Origin of the sequence: Streptomyces sp. NPDC091972 (genome assembly GCF_044756385.1) — a bacterium.
Lineage (GTDB): Bacteria > Actinomycetota > Actinomycetes > Streptomycetales > Streptomycetaceae > Streptomyces.
The window spans coordinates 1-17,719 of sequence record NZ_JBIVSV010000028.1 but is presented as its reverse complement, the minus strand read 5'-3'; the positions used below and the strand labels follow the sequence as shown (position 1 = coordinate 17,719).

Sequence of the window (17,719 nt, the reverse complement as noted above, 5' to 3'; positions counted from 1 at the left end):
GGCCCAGCCGGGCCTATTCTGGCGCATAGCGCCAGCATTCTGGGCCGATTAGAATTCGCGGAGCGAATTTCGGCCCCTCGAATTGCAGCGAAGCGGAAATTCGAATTCGGCCGATAGGTCGAATGATAAGGCACCGGAGGTGCCTTTGTGTATCCCCTTGGAGGGTCAGTTGAATTCGACAGGATTCGAATTGTGTGCTATACTTGGTGTATGCACCAAGGAGGTGCATACGAAAAAGGAGGGCATATTGTGAAATTATATTTGAGAGGAATAGCCCAATATGGATATCTTTATTGGAATTACAGTAATCGCGAATGCAGCAGTTGCTTTGCATAAGGCTTTTGTCTATTTCAAGAACAGCCGCAAGGGTAAGTAACCGCAGTTTAGGGCTCTGTCGAGCGTCCCCATGGGGTGCTGGGCAGAGCCCTTTTAGCTGTCGAGGGCTGTCACGCAGAGTGACATTTTGTTGTCTCTCCGGTACGACTAACGGCAGGTTTCCCAGGAGGGGGCCAAAATCCGGGGGGCACGGGGGGCACGGGGGGCACGGGTTCATAGGTGCAGGTCATAGCGATGCCCCCGTGCCCCCCTGGAATCCCGTGCCCCCCGGATTTGGGGGGCACGGGGGCAAAATCTGGGGGGCACGGGGCTTCAGGGGGTGTCTTGGGCGCCGTGCCCCCCGGGGAGGGGCTGGAGGTGAGGTCACGTTCGGTGGCCAGTGGTTGCGTCGCTGAAGGAAAAGGAATTCCCCCTCAGTGTGGTACTGAGGGGGAATTGATTGGGAATTCGAGGACTAGCGGGCCGCGGTATGAGGGCTCTGATGCCGAGCCACAGCATGTGTCAGCTAGGGCTTGGCACGACGATGGGCACCCTTGATAGCCCAGGTTTCCCAGATGCCGCGAGGGGCCTTGGTGAGCACGTTGCGGCGTGACTGTGCGGTCGACTTCGAGACGCCCATGGCGGTGGCGAGCTGGTTGAGGGTGCCCCCCATGTGGTGGTGCAGCCGGACCAGGGAGTCCCGGGTGCCCTGAAGGCGAGGCGGGAGGCCCTGGTCCAAGCTGTTGATGAGGGTGTGCAGGTCCTCAAGGGTGATGTCGCGTTCGGGGTGGCCGGCCACGTTGGTCATGACCTTGGTGCGGGTGCTGCGACCGGTCCGCAGGAGGGTGAGGGCGTAGAGCAGGCAGTCGAACCAGTCGGCGAGGTGGGAGGTGTCACCACGGAGGGCGGCGGCCTCCTGGGGGGTCAGGCAGATGGTGATATCGACGCCTCCGAGTGCCGCGTCCTCGCCGTGCTGGTAGCGAATCATGCAGGTCATTCCCCCTGGTACTGGGTGGGGTACGAACCTTCGTACCCCCGGAGGTGGCCAAGGTACGAAGGTTCGTACCCTCTGTCAAAGTGACGTCGCGGGTTCGCGGCCTCATGACGTCACGACGCCATGGGGCGTCCCTGAACAGCCATGGTCGGGCCCATGGTCGGCCCGACCACAGATCCGACCATGGACCCTGCGCAGGCTCAGCGCAGCCTGCGCAGCAATGCCTTCCGAGTCGGTTCGTGCTCGCGCGCCAGACGCAGCAGCTCCCGGATCACCTCTGCCTTGTCGAGAGACCGGCGCCCGGCGGAGTCCTGGAGCTCCAGCACGAAGCGTTTGATCTCGTTGGCCTCCTCCAGGTCGAAGCGGACCGTCGTCGGGATGGCGCCGGCGGCGGCGGGCGGTGGGCGCCGACCTCCGCGGCTCCGTCCAGGCCGGGACGGAGGAAGGGGTGCAGGCTCTGTCTCCCGGTCCCGGCTGGTGACGTCGGGAGCTCTCGGCGTCGTGGCGTCATCATCGGCAACGAGGTCCCGGTCGCGGTCCTTTGCGGCCTCTCGCTCGCGAAGGCTCTTAAGCCGCTTCCAGTCGTCGGTGAGGCCGCCCATGTCCGGCGGGGGAGTCGGCTTCCTGGAAGCGCTCACGCGGCCAGCACCACCTTCGCCAGGTCGCGGAACCAGTCGGCCGCCTCGGAGCGAGGGGCGTACTCGAGGACGGTCTTCTTCTCGCGCCACGCTTTACGGATGTCGGTGCGCTTCTTGATCTCGGCAATGACGGGTGGATCGCCCATGGCCCGGAACGCATCCAGCATGGAGGAGACGATCTCGCCGTCCCGCAGGTCGTACCGGCTCGGGATCAGGCCCAGGATGTCGACGTCCTCGTCCATGGCCTCGCACAAGATGGCCACCTGTCGGAGCAGGAGGCGAAGCGCGCGGATGCTGGAGTCCTCGGCTTCCACGGGAACCAGGAGTCCGGCCCGCTTGCCGGTGCGCCGCCGCGCGGCCATCAGGGCGCACTCGGTGCCGATCCCGAGGGAGGGTGGGGAGTCGATGACGCACGCGTCGTAGTCGTCCTCGAACCTCTCCAAGAGCTTGGCCAGGCGCATCTCGCGGGCGTTGGCCATGTACAGCCCTTTGTCGAGCAGGAACATGTCCAGGTTGGTCGGCAGCACGTGCAGATGCTCGCGGTACGGCACCACCAGCTCGTGCGGATCGCCATGCCACTCCCCCAGGACCCAGCCCTTCATGGTGTGGTCGTCGGGCGACTCGGGGACGCCCAGCGCTTCGGTGAGGTGGCCCTGCGGATCCCAGTCCACGAGCAGGGTGCGCCGGCCGTACTCGGCTAGCGCGGCCCCCAGGTTGATGGTGTTGGCCGTTTTGCCGACACCACCCTTCTGGTTCGTCATCGAGAAGATGTCCATGCTCGGCAGCGTAGAGCCGGTAAAGGCGTCGCGGACCCATGACGCCACGACGTCACTGCCACGATTCAGGGCGCCCTGCGAGGCGCCCTATGCGACGACGATCCCCGCCAGCTCGGGCTTGAACCCCCGCCGGCCACGGCGGCCGCGCGGCCCCGGCGCGCGGAACGGGGAAGCTTCGGCGCGATCCCCTCGCCCGCCCGCGCCGCCGTTTCCTTGCCTCCCCACCTCTCTCTTCACCAGGACCAGGAGGCGGAAAAGCGGGCGTAGAGGGGATGTCAGCCCAAGTGGAATCCCCCGACCATGTGGGTTGACCTGCACGAACGTGAGCCTGCGGAATCCGGGGTGCGCAACAGTAGGCGCAACCCCTAGCGCAACCTGTTGGCGCAACCCCTAGCGCAACAGATGTCGCCAGGGAGGGTCGGCCACGACCTGGCCTAGTGAGGATCTGCTGTCTTGATGGGCCTTGAGGACAGCTTCTCAGTTAGTCCAGGTCCAGTTCCTTGATGATCTTCTCTCTGGCATGCCTGAGTTGCGACCTTACGGTCGCGGGGGAAGAGCCGGTTAGCTCAGATATTTCTTTGGAGCTGTAGCCTTCCATAGAGAAGTAAAAGATTTCGCGTTGTTTTGGTGGGAGAATTTCTCGGATCTGCTTCAGCAGATCTGCTGGTAGCAGGATTTGATCGGCTGACAGCGCGACATTTTCTCCGGAGTCAGCTCTACGGTAAAGGTCGGAAACTTTACTCTGCCGCATGGCGGACCTTAGAGCAAGCCTATTAGCGGTTAGGGTAACCCAGGCAACTTTATGGCTTACCTTTTCCCAGTTTTGGAGTAGCGAGATCATTGCGTCCGTGGCGCTATCCTTCGCATCCTCAAGTGAATAACCCCGGCGGACCATGATGGCAACTAGTCGAGGGAACCACGCTCGGAAGAATTCTTCGAATTCCTCAACTTGAGGTTCTGGCGGTTGCGGGCTGGGGTTGGGAGGAGGTTGCAGGTCTAGCCCCGCATCCGGAGCTTCCGGGGGCGGGGCTAGACCTGGTTCGTCTCGGGGTTCCAGGGTTACGAACCTGTCGGGTCGTTGGCGTTGCCGCCGCCGAGAGTCTTCTTCAGCTTCTCGATTCCCCTACCGATTGCGTCGAGGACCTTGATGGTCCTGGGGGTGAGGAATCCTTTGGTGGCGCTACCGGCGAACCAGAAAAGGCAACCAGCGAGCCCGGTCAGAGAAGTGAAGAATGCCCACTCCCGGACAGTTTCGGCAGGCTCGGGAAGCTGGAACTCCACTCCGAGGAGATAGGTGAAGAAGGTGATTCCGATGAACCAGGTGATTGTGAACAGTCGCGAATTGGATTCGGCGGGACTGTTCTGCGCGAGACCGCTCAACATCACTCCATGGGGTGTTGTGTGTTTTACGGACTTTCTCCGCCGTCCCCAATTTCCTTGGGCAAGGGTTTTTTTAAGGCGACGGAGGGCCCGGACCATGCAGGTCTACGAATAGTCAAGCACCATTGCTCTGGGTAACGCAAGCGCCCCAGGTCAGTTTGCCTTGACCTGGGGTGATGAAAAGCTGTGCAAGATGTAGTGCTTTGTACCCTATGTATTGGTTTGCCGGTGTTTCCCCGGGCCCGCCGCCTTCAACCCTTGCCCAGGTGGGGACGGCGGGTCCCGGCACACAACACGACTCACGAATGACGAAGCGTCAACCGTGGGTCAGTAGGTAGAGACACGAGAACCGCAAAGTGTGCAGTTCACATCCGAGAGGACGGCTCCACCGAACTGACTCCGTGTCGTTGTGACGTCACGATACCTCTTTGACCTCGATATATCTAGGAAAGCTTCAGCCTTCCTACTGATGTTGAGCGTGTCACATCAGTTGTTCGGGCCAGGTGGTTTCTGTGCGTTCCATGCCTCTTCAGGACACCTGAGGCAGCAGAACGGGCCCGCACCGGCGGTCGGAGCGGGCCCTGCGGATGTGGCTCAGAACAGCGGAGGGTTCCAGGTGGACCGGTCGAGGTCCACGGCGCCGGCGAATCCGGAGCCCTGGTCGAACTCCTCGCAGACCATCATCACGGCCTGTTTGTCCTCGCCGTTGTCGAGGTGGCGCAGGAACGTCACGACGTCATCCCCGGACAGGCTGCCCTTGACGATGCCGGGCCACTTCTTCTTGCTCATCTGCCACGTCCCGGCGATCTGGACGTTGATCGATGACGGGGCGTCGGAGTAGTCCTTCTCCTCCTCGGCTTCCTCCTTGCCGCCCTCGGGCGGGGGGCCTCCCTCAGGACCCTCCCCAGGTGTCGGCGGAGCAGGAGGCCCCTGGGGAGGCGAGGGCGGAGCAGGGGGAGCCGCGGGCGGCGCCTCGGGGGGCGCCTCCGGAGGCTTCTTGCGCCGGATCTTGTCCGCCATCCGACCGAGCAGGCCGCGCTTCTTGGGCGCCTCGGGAGGCTGGCCTGCGGTGGGTTCGGCGGTCGGGGTCGGAGTCGGTGCGGGAGTCGGCGCACTGGGCTCGCCCTTGGGCTTGCCGCCCCGCTTGCGGAACCGGTCGAAGATTCCCATCTCACGCCTCCTTCGCCTGGTCGTCGAGGTACGCGTTCAGCGCGTTCGGGACGGTCGTCCCGCTGTCGATGGCGTCGAGCAGCTCGGGCAGCGGCGCGCTGTGCTCGCCCTTCCACTGACCGCCCTTGGTGCCCAGGACCATGGAGGCCGGGGCAGCGGCGTTGATGTCGGCCTGGTCGCTGGCGAGGATCACGGCATCGACCTTGAGGCTCAGCGGGTGGCGGTCCTCGCCCGCGAACTTCCTCAGGTCGCGGTAGGTGTTGGCCAGGGCCAGGTCAAGGATCATCGCGGCCCAGTCCGGGCGCCAGTAGATGTCCTTGGCGTACAGACCGCCGTTCTTGTCCTTCTGCGGTCCGTCCACGCGCGAGAGGTAGCCGCGGAACGACTGGTAGAGGGAGCCGACGACCTGCTTGGCGTACCGGGCGCCGGGACGGCCCTCGCCGTGCGCGGAGATGATCCGCTCACGGGTGATGCGGATGCGGTCGTACATGGCGTACAGCGCGCGCTTCGTGGCCGGCCACACCCACGCCTCAACGACGTCGGGCTCCCAGCCCTCGTAGGTCTCGCGGATCAGGTCGACGGCCGGGGTCCGCAGCCAGTAGCCGCCCTCCTCCGCCTCCAGGATGCGGAAGCCCGGCAGGAGCTCCAGGCCGTGGCCCGGGACCTCGGACACCCGCCAGTACCCGGCGAGTTCGCTGTCGTAGGCGGTTCCCTCGGGATGGTGGACCGGCTCACCGATGCCCAGCTTCGCGCCGCCGAACGCGGCCAGCCACGCGGCGTTCTTGTCGTACTGGTGCAGCCACAGTGCGGCGCGTTCGGCCGGGCTGATCTGGTCGGCCGGGCGGCTCCACTGCATGTCGAGGATGGGCGGCATCTTGTGGACAGGGGGCACGGCCCGGTTGCGGATCGCGTCGCACAGGACGTCGTCGCGGTCGCCGCCGGCGAAGTCCTTCGCGGTGGTGTTCGCGCTGAGGTAGTACGGGATGACCTTGGGCCGGGCAGCGGAGCCGTGCTGGGTGGCGACCAGGTAGACCATGAGCGCGTCCAGCAGGGTCTCAGGGTTGGTTGCACCTCCCCAGCCGCCGCGGCGTTCCTCGTCGCTGCGGTCGTAGCGGTCCTCGTACAGGGGCAGCACCAGGGAGAGCCGGTCGGTGGCCGTCTTGAGGGTCATCCAGCAGGACAGGCCCTCGCCCTGGACGACCAGGTCGGAGGTTGAGGGCATCGCCCACCGGTGCGGCATCGGCCCCTGCGGGCCTTTGTACGCGATGGGGTCGGCGGTGCGCTCCTCGTAGGTGGGCAGACCGATTGCCAGGGCGGCACTCTCGTGCAGCCACAGCGTTTTGAGCCGGTAGGCCCCCATCAATCCCGGGACCTGGTCGACGTTGGAGGGCAGCGGCACGGGTACGGGCGCGCAGTTGGGCAGGTGCATCCAGCCCTGGCCGGAGCCGTCCGCTCCGAGCACACCGAACCGGGTCGCGGACAGGGTCCGCCCCGACGCGATCGCGACCAGGTGCGCGAACGCCTTGTCGCTCACCCGCTCTTCGGGCTGCGGGTACGGCACGGCCGGGGGGCGGCTCGGCATCGGCGGAATCGGGGTCTTCGTGGCGTCATGAGCCCGCGCCGTCATGGCCTCGCGCTCCGGGACCGGAGCTGCGGTGACAGGGGCGGAGAACGTCTCCATGGCCCGCTGTTCGGAGGCAGCGGTCACGGAGTCATCGGCGGTGGGGACCTCGCCGTCCGGGGTTACCTGGGGGGGCGTCTCACGGTCCGCGAACGCCTCCTGCGCGGCCTTGGTGTCGAAGATGTACGCGCGGCCGGGAACGGCGTCTCTCAACTCCCGAGTGGCGTGTTTGGACGCCAGCTTGGTCTTCTCGGTCTTGACCAGGACCCCGCGCCGCTCCAGCTCCTTCAGCCCCGGCACGGGGGTGTCGATGCCGGCAGCTTTCACGATCTCGGTCAGCGTGGACACGTACAGGTACAGCCGCCCCTGGTGGTAGTAGCCCAGCACGCGGCGGGGCTTGTACTCCAGGGCCGACCAGCCGATCCCGGTCAGCGACTCGGACGACACCCAGGCCGCGGGCTCCTGCGCGATCGCCCCCGCGATCTTCTCCCACAGCACCTGTCCGGGAGTCAGGTGCGTCTCGATGACCTCCCCGAGGATGCGCGGGAGCTCCCCGCGGGCGTCCTCCTCAGCCTTGGCCCCGAGCGTCGGCATGCCCAGGAGCTCCCCGAGCATGTAGGCGCCGACGCACCACGCGCCGACGATCCGCGCGAGAGTGAGCGGGATACCGCCGTCCTCCCGGGCCTCCTCGGTCGTCAGCCGCCCGACCACCTCTGTGTGCAGCTCGCGCCACACCTTCACGCGGCCGGCGCCGAACATGCCGGCATCCCGCGCCCACACCAGCGGCCAGCCGTGGAACTGCGCGGCCAGCGACCAGGCTTCCGCGCTGGCCGATGCCGACGCGAAGAACGGCGCCGACAACTGGATGAGACGGGACGCCAGCGATTCGACCTGGCCCTGACGCAGCAGCGATTCATTCGACGACGTCACGAACAGGGAGTGCCAGGTGCCGGCACCCTGCTTGCGGTTGCCGCCCTGACCGAGGCGACCGCGCTTGCCACCGGCCACGATCCGGGAGAACAGCCGCTCCAACTCCGGCAGCGACAGGGCGGAAGACGACGTCTCCTCACGGCACATCGGCAGGTACCGGGCCTCAATGAGCACCTCAGGCAGGAAGAGCCCGGTGTTGTTCATCGAGCCGAACAGCTCGTAGGTGTCCTCGTTCGGGTCGCCCATCAGGGCGCACATGACCTTCTGCGTGGTGGACTTGCCGAGCTGGCCCCGGCCGGTCAGGTTCAGCACGTGCGCGGGTACCCCGTGCAGGCTGGAAACCAGAGGACCGGAGAACATCGCGGCCAGCGTGAGCGTGGTGCGTGGCGCGTCGGTGGCCAGGGTGAGCACGCGACGCCATGCCTCACGAGCGGCGGCCTGGTCGGGCTCGCTGGTGCGCAGATACCCGAGCTCCTGGGCGTCGACGTCGGGGAGCTCCAGGCCCCCATCGGCGTCCTTGACCGGAAGCGCCGGGATCTCATCCGCCGTACGGACTTCCTCGGACATGATCCGTGCGTACGCGTGCCGTTCGTCGTTGGTCACCGGCCGGTCGCGGCCCGCCTTGTCGGCCCACAGACCGTCTAGGACTTCCTCGGAGCTGACGATGCGCGGACCCTCGTCGGTCTGGATCTGATACGCGATCTTCGTGTGGCGCCGGTCCGACATGCGGTAGGTGATCCGTCCGAGGATCACCGGCACCATGCCGATCGCGAGAGCGGGAGCGTCCTTGTGGGCACGGTGCAGGATCATCCGATCCGCGGGCCGGAAGTACCAACCGGCCTTAAGGCCTGCGATCGGGCGGGCCCCTACGGGAACGCCCTCGATGTCGAGGTTCGTGACGGTCGCGCCGCGACTCTGCGGGGGGACCGCTGCGTCAGGATCTGACGGCCTGGACTGGGGAGACTGCTGAGTCACCACTCTCGATTCCGGCCCCGCCAACCGAGCGTGAGTGCGCTAGCACACTCCGCAGGTGGGGGAGAATTCTCCCTCCACCTGCCTTACACTCGGCAGCGAGACCTTGAAGACGGTCACCGAGAGCCCCACCGGGTCCGAGTGCTGGTAACACTCGGGAAGTACCCCCCCGGATGGGGCTTTCGGCGTTTAACGATCTTTAGTTCTGGTTGGCGAGAATCCTACGCCCACGGTTGGGCACTACATGGCTGAGCTATCTACGGCGCTGTTCCGTGATGGCAGGTGTGACCCCAACACGCCTCGGGGTCGGGGCAGTAAGCCGGCGGGTCCTGGGGTCGTCCTTGGATGGCTTGCACTGCATCTCCTACGACCGCTGCTGGATCACCGAGAGAAGTGAGGTCGAACCACTCACCGTGAGTCCGGTACTGGGCAAGACGGAAGTGAACCAACTGCTCCAAGGTGTTGTTGGCGCCACCGATGCTCCACAGGATTTCCAGCCGGACCGGCACACTGGTTTGAAGTTGCTTAAGACGGGCCTGCGGATTCGTCGAGATGCCGATCTTGACGTGCGGCAGATCTTTACTGCCGATCACGTACAGGTAGCTCTCGCCCTTCCACACGTCAGCCACGCACCCTCTCCCTATCCGTCACGGGGCGGATCGCGTCATGGTGGTTCAGGATGAGTGAAGACGACCTCTGTCCGAGCCAGCCGGACTTCCGGTGCGCGGGCGACTCGGTACGGACGTGCTCGAAGCCGAGGCGTTCGTAGTACCGCTGAAGCTCAGTAGCGGTGCGCCAGCAGTCGATGCGCACCCACTCCCGCCCTTCCAGAGCCGCAACTCGGCATGCCCAGTCCAGAACCAGACTTCCGAGGCCGGCGCCAGCCGTAGACCGGCTGATGATCAGTTTGTACAGGTAGAACGCCGATTCTGGACGGTCTGAGTCGGACCAGAAGTCGCGGTCGACGGGTCCGCGGCTGACCGTGCCGACGGTGACGTCGCGGGCTTCGTCGCGGATTACCCAGGTGCGGCCATCGTCGATCGCCGTCCTCCACTTTGCGATGGCCCGGCCCCCGATCTCGCGGTCCGACCACTGGTCTGAGCCACGTGCCCGGAGCCAGTCCTCAGCTTCGGTGCGCAGCGCCATCAGGGTTGAGACGTCGTCAGAACTAGCTGGCTGGATCGTGAATTGCATCGCTCAGACCTCCAACTCGTAGACCAGGCGGTGCCGGTCTCCCGGAGCGATGGTCACCATGACACGAACCGGCCCCGACTCCCCATAGCCGATGCGGACGTGCTCGGCTACAGGTGTGCCTTGAGGTAGTGCGAGCTGTTCTGTCTCGTCAGGGTCGGGCATGCGAATGGTGATCTCATCGCGTACCTGTACCTGCGGGTGCCCGATAGCGGCCAAGATGCCGCCAGGCATGGAGACATCGCGCTCTTCCAGCAGCGGGGTCCCTGCTGCGATTGACATGGGGAAGGTGCTGGTCGCGAGTTGGTAAGGCTGCCCGTCTACGGTCCTGAGCCGGATGCGCTGTACGACCTCAGCACCCGTCGGGATCTGCAACCAAGAAGCGATCTGGTGGTCAGCCGGGCCGACCTGCACCGTGATGTGTTGCGCGGGTTCGCGGCCTGCGTCGCGAATCGCTGTGGACCAGTCGTCACCTGATGCCGAGTCACGGCGAGACCCGCGCTCGAAGCGGGTCAGATTCCACACGATCGGCCGATTCGAGCGAACGCGGCGACGTCCCCCCTGCTCTCCAAGGACCAGGCCCTCGCTCTTCAGTAGGTCAATCCCCGCCCCCACCGTCTTGGGCGTAACGCCGTACTGGTCAGCAAGTTCGCGACTGGTGGGGAGTACATCGCCGGGCTTCAGAGTCCCAGTCCTGATCTGGGCTCGCAGGTCGTCTGCGATGGCTCTGGCCGTGTAACGGCGAGCGGGTGTTGGCGTCGTCATGGGTGGGAGGGTACACCGATCTTTGAGTTGAGTACATAACTTTCCGTCAGTTCGGTAGCCACGGAACCTAGTTGAGTACTTAAGGCTTGACTCTCGATTACCTAAGCCCTTACGGTCAGTGCACCGACTTGGGTACCTAAGTTGGTGAATGCAGGAACGCAAGCGGCCCTGGCTGGTGGTGGGCACCGGCCAGGGCCTGAGACCGAGCCCGACTGCCACACAGAAGGGACCGATCCTGTGTCGGATCGTAGTCAGTACAAGGAACTCAAGCTCACCGCCGCTTCCAGCCGAATCCCGTTCCCCAGCCACGCCAGCCCGACCGTGTTCGTCGCCTTCGCGGACGGCTCGGTCGACGCGATCGACACGGTCGCTGTTGAGCAGGCGGTACGCGGCCACCGGTCCGGCTGGACGTTGACGCCTTCCGAGATCCAGTACGCCGCGCCGTTCATGTTCGACGTTGTGCCGTACTCGGTCATCTGCTCCCGGCTCGGGATCTCCGCGAAGCGCTTGAAGGCGCTGTTCCCCGAGGTTGGGCCGATCCATGAGAGCGCGGCTCGCCCTGGCTCCCGGTCCAAGGGCACCGCGCCCAAGGGCACTGCGCCGTGTGGCACGCGCCGTGGCTACAGCGCCCACCGTCGCAAGGGCGAGGACGCGTGCGCTCGCTGCAAGAGCGCGAACACGGCGGCTGACCGTCACTACCGGACCCACGGCACCTACGCGGGCGCCCCGGAGTTCGTGGAGCTGGAGGTAGCGGCATGATCACGCGCCTCACGGACGAAGAGCACAAGACCCTGAGCGAGAAGGTCAAGGACGTCAACCGTCGCTCTGAGCAGGGTCGGGGCGGTGGTCAGCGGTGATGGCCTACACGAACCTGAAGGTCTTCCGCGCCGCCCACGGCGACCCCCAGGAGTGGGAGCCGGGTGTCTTCGAGGACTACCTGGAGAACTGCGACGCCTACCTCGCGAACCTCTGCGACTGGGTTGAGCGGTTCCCGCACCTCGTTGACCAGCAGTCGGCCGCCAACCCGGATGTGGCGCGCGCCCACAAGGTCAACGACGCCACCCGCGCACACCAGGTGATCGGGGGCCAGTCGTGAGCATCTTCCGCTTCCGCGAGACCCCCGCCGACGACAACGCCCGCACCAACCGGCTGTGCGACGCCGCTGACCGTGCGTTCGAGACCGAACAGACCACCGGCCTGGGCGAGGACTTCGAGTCGGTCGTCATGGAGGGCCTGCTCACCGACAAGGCCGCCGCTGCCGCGGGCCAGTACCCGCCTGCCGGCCACACCTACCCGAGGAAGGACTGACCCTCATGGGCAAGCCGAACACCAAGGTCTACGACCGGATCATCCGGGACGCTGAGCGCAAGTTGGAGGCCGTTCGCAACGAGGAGTTCTGGCCGCTGACGGGGTCGGAGAAGGCCCGCCTGGTCAGCAACGGCTTCCGTGGTGGCCGTCGGGTCATGAAGGGCAAGAGTCCGGCCCCGGCTGACCGCGCGATCGCCGCGATCTTCCGGGGTGCCGAGGAGCGCTACGCGGCGGAGATCGTTCAGGCGCAGAAGGCCCGCGAGCAGGTCATTGGCGAGGCCGCTGCTGCCCGGGTCGCGAAGAAGTCGTCGGGGTGGTGGTGACGATGGCGGACCCGACGAACCCGCCCGTGGGCGAGTGCCGCCAGTGCTGGTACCACGCCTACGCCAGTCGTGAGGCGCACAGGCACCTGAAGCCGCGCGAGGACTGCCCGGCGTGCGTGGACCACATGCGCAACGGCCACGGCAACATGATCGTGGGGCGGTGACCATGCGGACTGCACTGCTGATCCCGGTCCTGTACGTCCTCGCCCGCGCCCCGCAGCTCGGTGGGCTCCTGGTGGCTGCCGGCCTCTTTGGAGTCGTCCGTCAGGGCGGTATGCCGCTCGTCTCCGGTCTTGTGGTCATGACGATCGCGGCCCTGGGTGTGATGGCGGTCGGCCTGGCCCTGGTGCTGCCGTACCTGCCCTACACCCGCACCTCAGGGCCCCCGAATCCGTGATCTGTCCGCGTGACCTGGTGGCGTCGTGCCGCCACTACGCCACGACACCACCAGACCCGACCAGCCAGCGAATGACCCGCATGAAGAAGTTCTACGACCCCGAGGGCGAGAAGTACGGCATCCCCACGTTCCCGTGGGCCTTGGCTCCGTCCGGCTTGCTGACCCGGACCCAGCTCCGCGAGGGCTGGGGATTGCAGCCCGGCACCCAGCCGCCCGCCGCTCAAATCATGTGGCGGTCCTACAAGGCCCGGCACAACGGCTTCGTGCGGGTCGCCTACCTCTACCGCCGCGAGCTGGCCACGCCGATCCGCCCGATGACCGAGGGCATGTGGCGGGCGCACGCCGCGATGATGCGCGCCCGCCGCACCTGCCCCGCCTGCCGGCAGGACGTCGGCTATGTCATCCGCCCCTCGGTCGGCATGTGCGAGACGTGCGACCTGTCCCCCCACGCCGCCGCTCTCGCCGCCTGACCAGCCCTACAGCCTTCAAGGAGACAGCCGTGAACGAGCACGAGATCCAGCCCTACACCCCGCAGCCCCTCCCGGTGGTCCCGCCCGGCATGACCGTCGCGTACACCCCGCAGGGACAGCCGGTCTACATTCCGCAGACCCCGCAGCCCCCCATGGTCGTCCAGATGCCCTCGCAGCCGATCCCGTCCTGGCTGCGGAACCTCCTGGTCTTTGCGGTCGGCCTGCTCATCCTCTGCACCCCGGCCACGGTCCTGCTGGTCGTCGCCGCCCCGGCCGTCATGGCGATGGGCCAGGGCCTCGCCTACTCCGGCATCGGCATCGGCATCGGCGTCATCGGTGTCGCCGCCGCGATCAAGAGCCTGCGCGAGACCCCCCGCCCCCGGCGCAAGTGACCGTCACCCCCAGTTTCGTGACGCCGCGAGCTCAACACGTCGCGACGTCACCCCAGACACCGAAAGGTCACCAGACCATGGAAACTCCGCAGCTTACGAAGCTCACCAAGATTCAGCGCGGCCTCCTGATCGGGACCGTTCTGCCGATCCTCGCGGTCGGCGTAATGGGCGGCATCGGCACCTACTCCAACCTGTCCGCCGTCTACGGCGAGGGAACCGCGCTCGGTGCCCTCGCGGCGGGTGAGGGCGCGACCGCCGTCATGGCGATGATCCTGCTCATCACCACCGCCCTCGGTCAGTCCGCGCCCCGCCCCGTCCGTGCCGGCCTCTGGCTCCTGCCGATGGCCGCCGCCGCGATGGGAGCCACCGCGGCGAAGGGGCTCGGACAGACCATCGTGTACGCGATCACCCCCATGGCCATCACGGCATCGGCGGAGGGTCTGGCGTTCCTGACCCGCCGCGTCGTCATCCACCAGGTTGGCCGTGACGTCGAGGCGCAGGCCCGCGCCGCCGCTGTCCTCAAGGACCTGGCTTACTACCAGGCGGTCGCTGCCGGACACCCGGACGACAAGGAGCGCAGGAAGGCGGTCGCGAAGTCCTGGAAGCTCGCCCGGAAGGTCGGCGGCGGCGGTGACCCGACCCTCGCGGCGGACCTGATGGACGTCCAGCGCGAGCGGATCGGCCAGAGCGCGGACATGGCCCTCGCGCGGATGTTCACCCCCGCACTGTCCGCCCCGAACGCTCTGCCCATCCTCCCCGCATCCGCTGATGACGCCACGACGTCAGGAGCCCATGAGTCCACCGTCCTGGCGGACACCAGCGGATATCCGCACGAGACCACCTCTGACCAGGGCGAAGAGGGTCAGGATGTCCGCCCGGCGCTTTCCCTCGTCCGCGCCCCCGCCAAGAAGGCCAAGAGCATCGCGGCGGACGTCCGCGACATGGTCCAGAGCGGGGTGGACGACCTCCGCGTCATCACGGAGGCCCTGGCCACCCGCCACGGCCGGGAGGCCGACGACCCCAAGTTCAAGTCCACCGTCAGCCGGTCCTTCCGCAACGCCCGCGCCGACGTGCGCGAGGACGACGCCGCCCCCCAGGCCAACACCGGCCAGTACCTGTGACCCACCGCCCGGCAGGCCCACTCCTGCCAGAGACCACCTGCCGGGCGGCTCCGGTCCTCCCAAAAAGGAGCACCTCGATGCACAGCATGTCCGCCCTCGCGGCGAACACCACCACCGCACCCCCGGCCATCGGTGGCTGGGGCCTCGCCGTGGCCGCCGTGATCGTCCTGGTTCTGCTCAGGAAGAAGACGACGCACAGCACCACCGCCAGCACCACCACCGGCCGGATTCGCAGCGTCGTCAACGGCGTGAAGAGCACGTTCGCCACCATCGTCCGCATCTACCGCGCCATCCGCGCGATCGTCCGCTTCCTCGGTGGGCGGGAGCTCCGGGGCGGCCCCCGCAGCAACGCGACGTTCCTGCGCGCCGGCACCCCGACCACCGTCAAGAAGGCCCCCGAAGTCTCCATGTCGTCCGTCGCCGCACCCCCGGCCAAGGTGAGCCTGCTCAAGAAGCCCCGCAAGCCCCGTCGCCAGCCCAGCCCCTGGGCACGCCGCACGGCCGCATGGCTGCGCAGCTACTCCGGACGGGGCGCCCAAGCCCTCGACAGGGCCGTTCGCACGCTCCGCTGGTGCTACCGCGTGGCCAACCGCCTCTGGCGCGTTCTGCGGGCCATCTACAAGGGCCTGCGAACCGCCTACAACGTCGTCGCGCCCCCGCTGGTCACGGTGTTCCGCGCCCTGCGGGCCTGGCACTGCTGGCCCTACGCCGCGCGCGCCCTGGTCCGCATCATCGGCCTCGCCCTCCTGACCGCCTGGCTCATCCCGGCATGGACCCTCCAGGCCGCCCTGGTCGCCGTCGCGGCAGGCGCCCTCCTTGGCCTGCTCACCCCGCGCCTGCGCCCCCAGGAGCCCTCTGACGATGCCGTGTACGGCCCGCGGCTGTGGGTCATCCTCCACAACGACCTGCACCTCCCCGCCGACGCACAGCGCGAACAGTGGCTTCTCCTGCCCGAGCGCCTGTCCGCCCCCGACGCCCGCATCGCCCTGCGCCTGCCGGCAGACTTCCGCGGCTCCACCCTGGAGCGCGAGAGCATCAACGAGCTGGTCAACAGCCGCCTACCGGGGGAGTGGGTCAGCCGCTGGTCATTCACCGGCGAGACCAGCAGCGTCGTCTTCACGCACAAGCCGCCGGCCAAGCCCCCGGCCCCCGAGCCTGAGCCCCCCGCCGCCGTCGACATCTGGGACCCCAAGGTTCAGGAGATCCTCGCCAGGCTCAGCCCCGATGAATTCCTCCTGGGGTTCGGCACCTTCGGTGAGCCGGTTATCCAGAAGATGGCGGATGAGCAGGCCCACTGGGCTCTCTCCGTCGGCTCCGGTGGCGGTAAGAGCGCGATGCTTCAGTGGCTCGCAGTCCAGATGCTCATGAAGCGCGGCACGATTGTCGCCGTCGACCCGAAGATGGTCAGCCTCACCCCCCTCCTCGAAATTGAGGGAGTCCACCCCTACGTCAACCCCGAAGCCCCGTACGACATGCGCCGCGCAATCCTCTGGGCTGCCGACGTCGTCAAGGGCCGCAATTACGAGAAGAAGCGCGGAATCCGCACCGACTTCGAGCCGCTCTACGTCTTCCTCGAAGAGTGCAACGAATTGGCAGACCTCCTGAAGGAGGAATACACAGCGAACAAGGAATCCGGAGACCCCGCCGCCGACCCGATTTGGCGCGACGGTACCGCGAAGATTCTCCGACTCGGTCGCGAAGTCAACGTGCACATCATCGCCGTATTCCAGGACTTCAAGGACACCCAATTCGGTGGCGTCTCGCTCGTGCCCCTCTTCCCGTTCAAAATCATGGGCAGCTACCGCGAACAGCAGTGGAAGCGCATTATCGGCAACAGCTTCCCCATGCCACCCATTCAGAAAAAGGCCGGACGCATGGTCCTGGTGACCGACACCGGAGACGTCACCCGAATTCAGGTTCCCTACGCCCCGTGGAACCCGGACCTCTCCAAGGCCGAAAACCAGAAAGCCGCATACGACCGCCTCACGGCCTACTACCGCGAGCTCCGCGCCACCTACGGCTACAGCGACGAGGGCCTCTACGAGCAGCCCCCCACGCCCTCCATCGAGGTCGCGCCGGCCATCCTGCGCCGCGCGTCACGTGACGAGAGCGCCCGAGGCCCGATCGCGGGGTCTGGAGGCACCCTGGACCAAGAAACCGCAGGTCGACTGTCACACGACGGGGGCAACGTGACGCCCCTGGAGGGCTCTGTGACAGGCGTTCGTGACGGCCTGCGCCTGGTCCCGGGCCAGGGCGGCTCCGGAGCCGCACAGGACCCCACAGCGCCCCCGGAGCTCCTGTCCCTGGCGGAGATCGCCCGGCGCCTGGAGGACGACCCGAGCATCCCCAAGGACGCCACCATGCGCCAGCACAAGGCCCGCCGCGACGATTTCCCTCAGGGCGTCGAGGTGAACGGAAAGGAGCTGTTCACCGTTTCGCAGATTCAGGCGTACTACGCGCCGCAGGAAAAGAGGGCGTGACCCGCAGGAGTACCGGCACGCGCGTACGGTGCTCCTGACCTGCGGAAACCCGATATCCCCCCTCATCCAGAGGGGGGATATTTGCGTTTCCAGGAATTCGATGCTACCTTCCTAGGCAATTCAGGAAACGCTCAGAAAGGGGTCGAAGAATGGCACAGGAAGAGCCTGATAAGGTTTTTGAGATGAGCCCTGAGAAAGCCACGAAAGCACAGATTCGAGCGGCATTGAGAATTGCTTCGGATGCCGCACGAGGGGAGAACTGGGAAATGGTGGCGAGGGTCTCGGAATGGACTCAGAAAGCGGCAAATAGCCGTCTATAAAGGTTCTGAGCGCGAAGCGCGAGGAATTCGGATTCAAGCTTTGACAGAATCTGAATTCCTCGCTTCTTTTATGCCAAAAACCCCGAAGCGCGAAGCGCGAGGCGCCCTGGATTCAAATTGAATTCGCTCCGCGAATTCCTGAATTCCGGCTGGGCC

At 66.3% G+C, this 17,719-nt stretch carries 20 protein-coding genes; 10 read left to right on the top strand and 10 right to left on the bottom strand.

What is annotated here, in order from left to right; genetic code table 11:
- Positions 1 to 841: 841 nt before the first annotated feature.
- The 10 genes from ACIQJT_RS41490 to ACIQJT_RS41445 all read right to left on the bottom strand — a co-directional run bounded on the left by ACIQJT_RS41490 (position 842) and on the right by ACIQJT_RS41445 (position 10,752).
- Positions 842 to 1,303, bottom strand: a complete 462-nt coding sequence (locus ACIQJT_RS41490) for a hypothetical protein (protein ID WP_402650656.1) — start codon at positions 1,301 to 1,303, stop codon at positions 842 to 844.
- A 206-nt stretch (positions 1,304 to 1,509) separates the two neighbouring features.
- On the bottom strand, positions 1,510 to 1,947 hold the full coding sequence (locus ACIQJT_RS41485) for a hypothetical protein (RefSeq protein WP_402650655.1): 438 nt from the start codon (positions 1,945 to 1,947) through the stop codon (positions 1,510 to 1,512).
- The gene (locus ACIQJT_RS41480; RefSeq protein WP_402650654.1) at positions 1,944 to 2,723 is read right to left on the bottom strand and encodes a ParA family protein; all 780 of its coding nucleotides are present in this window, start codon (positions 2,721 to 2,723) and stop codon (positions 1,944 to 1,946) included. Before ACIQJT_RS41480 ends, ACIQJT_RS41485 begins: the two co-directional genes overlap by 4 nt.
- A 481-nt stretch (positions 2,724 to 3,204) precedes the next feature.
- Positions 3,205 to 3,717: an RNA polymerase sigma factor gene (locus ACIQJT_RS41475; protein WP_402650657.1), complete on the bottom strand. Its 513-nt coding sequence runs from the start codon at positions 3,715 to 3,717 to the stop codon at positions 3,205 to 3,207.
- 65 nt (positions 3,718 to 3,782) lie between these two features.
- Positions 3,783 to 4,103, bottom strand: a complete 321-nt coding sequence (locus ACIQJT_RS41470; protein ID WP_402650653.1) for a hypothetical protein — start codon at positions 4,101 to 4,103, stop codon at positions 3,783 to 3,785.
- A gap of 594 nt (positions 4,104 to 4,697) precedes the next feature.
- A complete protein-coding gene (locus ACIQJT_RS41465; RefSeq protein ID WP_402650652.1) occupies positions 4,698 to 5,273 on the bottom strand; it encodes a hypothetical protein in 576 nt (191 codons plus the stop codon).
- Between the two features lies 1 nt (position 5,274).
- A complete protein-coding gene (locus ACIQJT_RS41460; RefSeq protein WP_402650651.1) occupies positions 5,275 to 8,634 on the bottom strand; it encodes a hypothetical protein in 3,360 nt (1,119 codons plus the stop codon).
- A gap of 419 nt (positions 8,635 to 9,053) precedes the next feature.
- Positions 9,054 to 9,425, bottom strand: a complete 372-nt coding sequence (locus ACIQJT_RS41455; RefSeq protein ID WP_402650649.1) for a GIY-YIG nuclease family protein — start codon at positions 9,423 to 9,425, stop codon at positions 9,054 to 9,056.
- Positions 9,418 to 9,990 carry a GNAT family N-acetyltransferase gene (locus ACIQJT_RS41450; RefSeq protein ID WP_402650648.1) on the bottom strand — a complete coding sequence of 191 codons (573 nt, stop codon included), beginning with the start codon at positions 9,988 to 9,990 and terminating at the stop codon, positions 9,418 to 9,420. The genes ACIQJT_RS41455 and ACIQJT_RS41450 overlap by 8 nt, the downstream gene beginning before the upstream one ends.
- A 3-nt stretch (positions 9,991 to 9,993) precedes the next feature.
- On the bottom strand, positions 9,994 to 10,752 hold the full coding sequence (locus ACIQJT_RS41445; RefSeq protein ID WP_402650647.1) for a GntR family transcriptional regulator: 759 nt from the start codon (positions 10,750 to 10,752) through the stop codon (positions 9,994 to 9,996).
- Between the two features lie 237 nt (positions 10,753 to 10,989).
- On the opposite strand from ACIQJT_RS41445, the gene ACIQJT_RS41440 reads away from it, so the two are divergent.
- The 10 genes from ACIQJT_RS41440 to ACIQJT_RS41395 all read left to right on the top strand — a co-directional run bounded on the left by ACIQJT_RS41440 (position 10,990) and on the right by ACIQJT_RS41395 (position 17,243).
- Entirely contained in the window at positions 10,990 to 11,511 is a 522-nt protein-coding gene (locus tag ACIQJT_RS41440) for a hypothetical protein (protein WP_402650646.1), read from the top strand.
- A 97-nt stretch (positions 11,512 to 11,608) separates the two neighbouring features.
- The gene (locus ACIQJT_RS41435; RefSeq protein ID WP_402650645.1) at positions 11,609 to 11,848 is read left to right on the top strand and encodes a hypothetical protein; all 240 of its coding nucleotides are present in this window, start codon (positions 11,609 to 11,611) and stop codon (positions 11,846 to 11,848) included.
- Complete coding sequence (locus tag ACIQJT_RS41430; protein ID WP_402650644.1) at positions 11,845 to 12,060, top strand: hypothetical protein; 216 nt, start codon at positions 11,845 to 11,847, stop codon at positions 12,058 to 12,060. Before ACIQJT_RS41435 ends, ACIQJT_RS41430 begins: the two co-directional genes overlap by 4 nt.
- Before the next feature lie 5 nt (positions 12,061 to 12,065).
- On the top strand, positions 12,066 to 12,383 hold the full coding sequence (locus ACIQJT_RS41425; RefSeq protein ID WP_402650643.1) for a hypothetical protein: 318 nt from the start codon (positions 12,066 to 12,068) through the stop codon (positions 12,381 to 12,383).
- Between the two features lie 2 nt (positions 12,384 to 12,385).
- On the top strand, positions 12,386 to 12,547 hold the full coding sequence (locus tag ACIQJT_RS41420; protein WP_402650642.1) for a pRL2-8: 162 nt from the start codon (positions 12,386 to 12,388) through the stop codon (positions 12,545 to 12,547).
- Positions 12,544 to 12,780 (top strand): hypothetical protein, encoded by a 237-nt coding sequence (locus tag ACIQJT_RS41415; RefSeq protein ID WP_402650641.1) that lies wholly within the window; start codon positions 12,544 to 12,546, stop codon positions 12,778 to 12,780. The genes ACIQJT_RS41420 and ACIQJT_RS41415 overlap by 4 nt, the downstream gene beginning before the upstream one ends.
- A gap of 71 nt (positions 12,781 to 12,851) precedes the next feature.
- The gene (locus ACIQJT_RS41410; protein ID WP_402650640.1) at positions 12,852 to 13,250 is read left to right on the top strand and encodes an RRQRL motif-containing zinc-binding protein; all 399 of its coding nucleotides are present in this window, start codon (positions 12,852 to 12,854) and stop codon (positions 13,248 to 13,250) included.
- A gap of 29 nt (positions 13,251 to 13,279) precedes the next feature.
- Positions 13,280 to 13,642: a hypothetical protein gene (locus ACIQJT_RS41405; RefSeq protein WP_402650639.1), complete on the top strand. Its 363-nt coding sequence runs from the start codon at positions 13,280 to 13,282 to the stop codon at positions 13,640 to 13,642.
- Between the two features lie 77 nt (positions 13,643 to 13,719).
- Complete coding sequence (locus ACIQJT_RS41400) at positions 13,720 to 14,763, top strand: conjugal transfer protein (protein WP_402650638.1); 1,044 nt, start codon at positions 13,720 to 13,722, stop codon at positions 14,761 to 14,763.
- 77 nt (positions 14,764 to 14,840) lie between these two features.
- A complete protein-coding gene (locus ACIQJT_RS41395) occupies positions 14,841 to 17,243 on the top strand; it encodes a hypothetical protein (RefSeq protein ID WP_402650637.1) in 2,403 nt (800 codons plus the stop codon).
- Positions 17,244 to 17,719: the final 476 nt, after the last annotated feature.

Coding starts and splice junctions, on each gene's coding strand:
- ACIQJT_RS41445 (WP_402650647.1), bottom strand. CDS start 10,752: ATGACGACGCCAACACCCGCTCGCCGTTACACGGCCAGAGCCATCGCA.
- ACIQJT_RS41395 (WP_402650637.1), top strand. CDS start 14,841: ATGCACAGCATGTCCGCCCTCGCGGCGAACACCACCACCGCACCCCCG.
- ACIQJT_RS41480 (WP_402650654.1), bottom strand. CDS start 2,723: ATGGACATCTTCTCGATGACGAACCAGAAGGGTGGTGTCGGCAAAACG.
- ACIQJT_RS41435 (WP_402650645.1), top strand. CDS start 11,609: ATGGCCTACACGAACCTGAAGGTCTTCCGCGCCGCCCACGGCGACCCC.
- ACIQJT_RS41400 (WP_402650638.1), top strand. CDS start 13,720: ATGGAAACTCCGCAGCTTACGAAGCTCACCAAGATTCAGCGCGGCCTC.
- ACIQJT_RS41460 (WP_402650651.1), bottom strand. CDS start 8,634: ATGATCCTGCACCGTGCCCACAAGGACGCTCCCGCTCTCGCGATCGGC.
- ACIQJT_RS41425 (WP_402650643.1), top strand. CDS start 12,066: ATGGGCAAGCCGAACACCAAGGTCTACGACCGGATCATCCGGGACGCT.
- ACIQJT_RS41450 (WP_402650648.1), bottom strand. CDS start 9,990: ATGCAATTCACGATCCAGCCAGCTAGTTCTGACGACGTCTCAACCCTG.
- ACIQJT_RS41410 (WP_402650640.1), top strand. CDS start 12,852: ATGACCCGCATGAAGAAGTTCTACGACCCCGAGGGCGAGAAGTACGGC.
- ACIQJT_RS41420 (WP_402650642.1), top strand. CDS start 12,386: ATGGCGGACCCGACGAACCCGCCCGTGGGCGAGTGCCGCCAGTGCTGG.
- ACIQJT_RS41465 (WP_402650652.1), bottom strand. CDS start 5,273: ATGGGAATCTTCGACCGGTTCCGCAAGCGGGGCGGCAAGCCCAAGGGC.
- ACIQJT_RS41490 (WP_402650656.1), bottom strand. CDS start 1,303: ATGATTCGCTACCAGCACGGCGAGGACGCGGCACTCGGAGGCGTCGAT.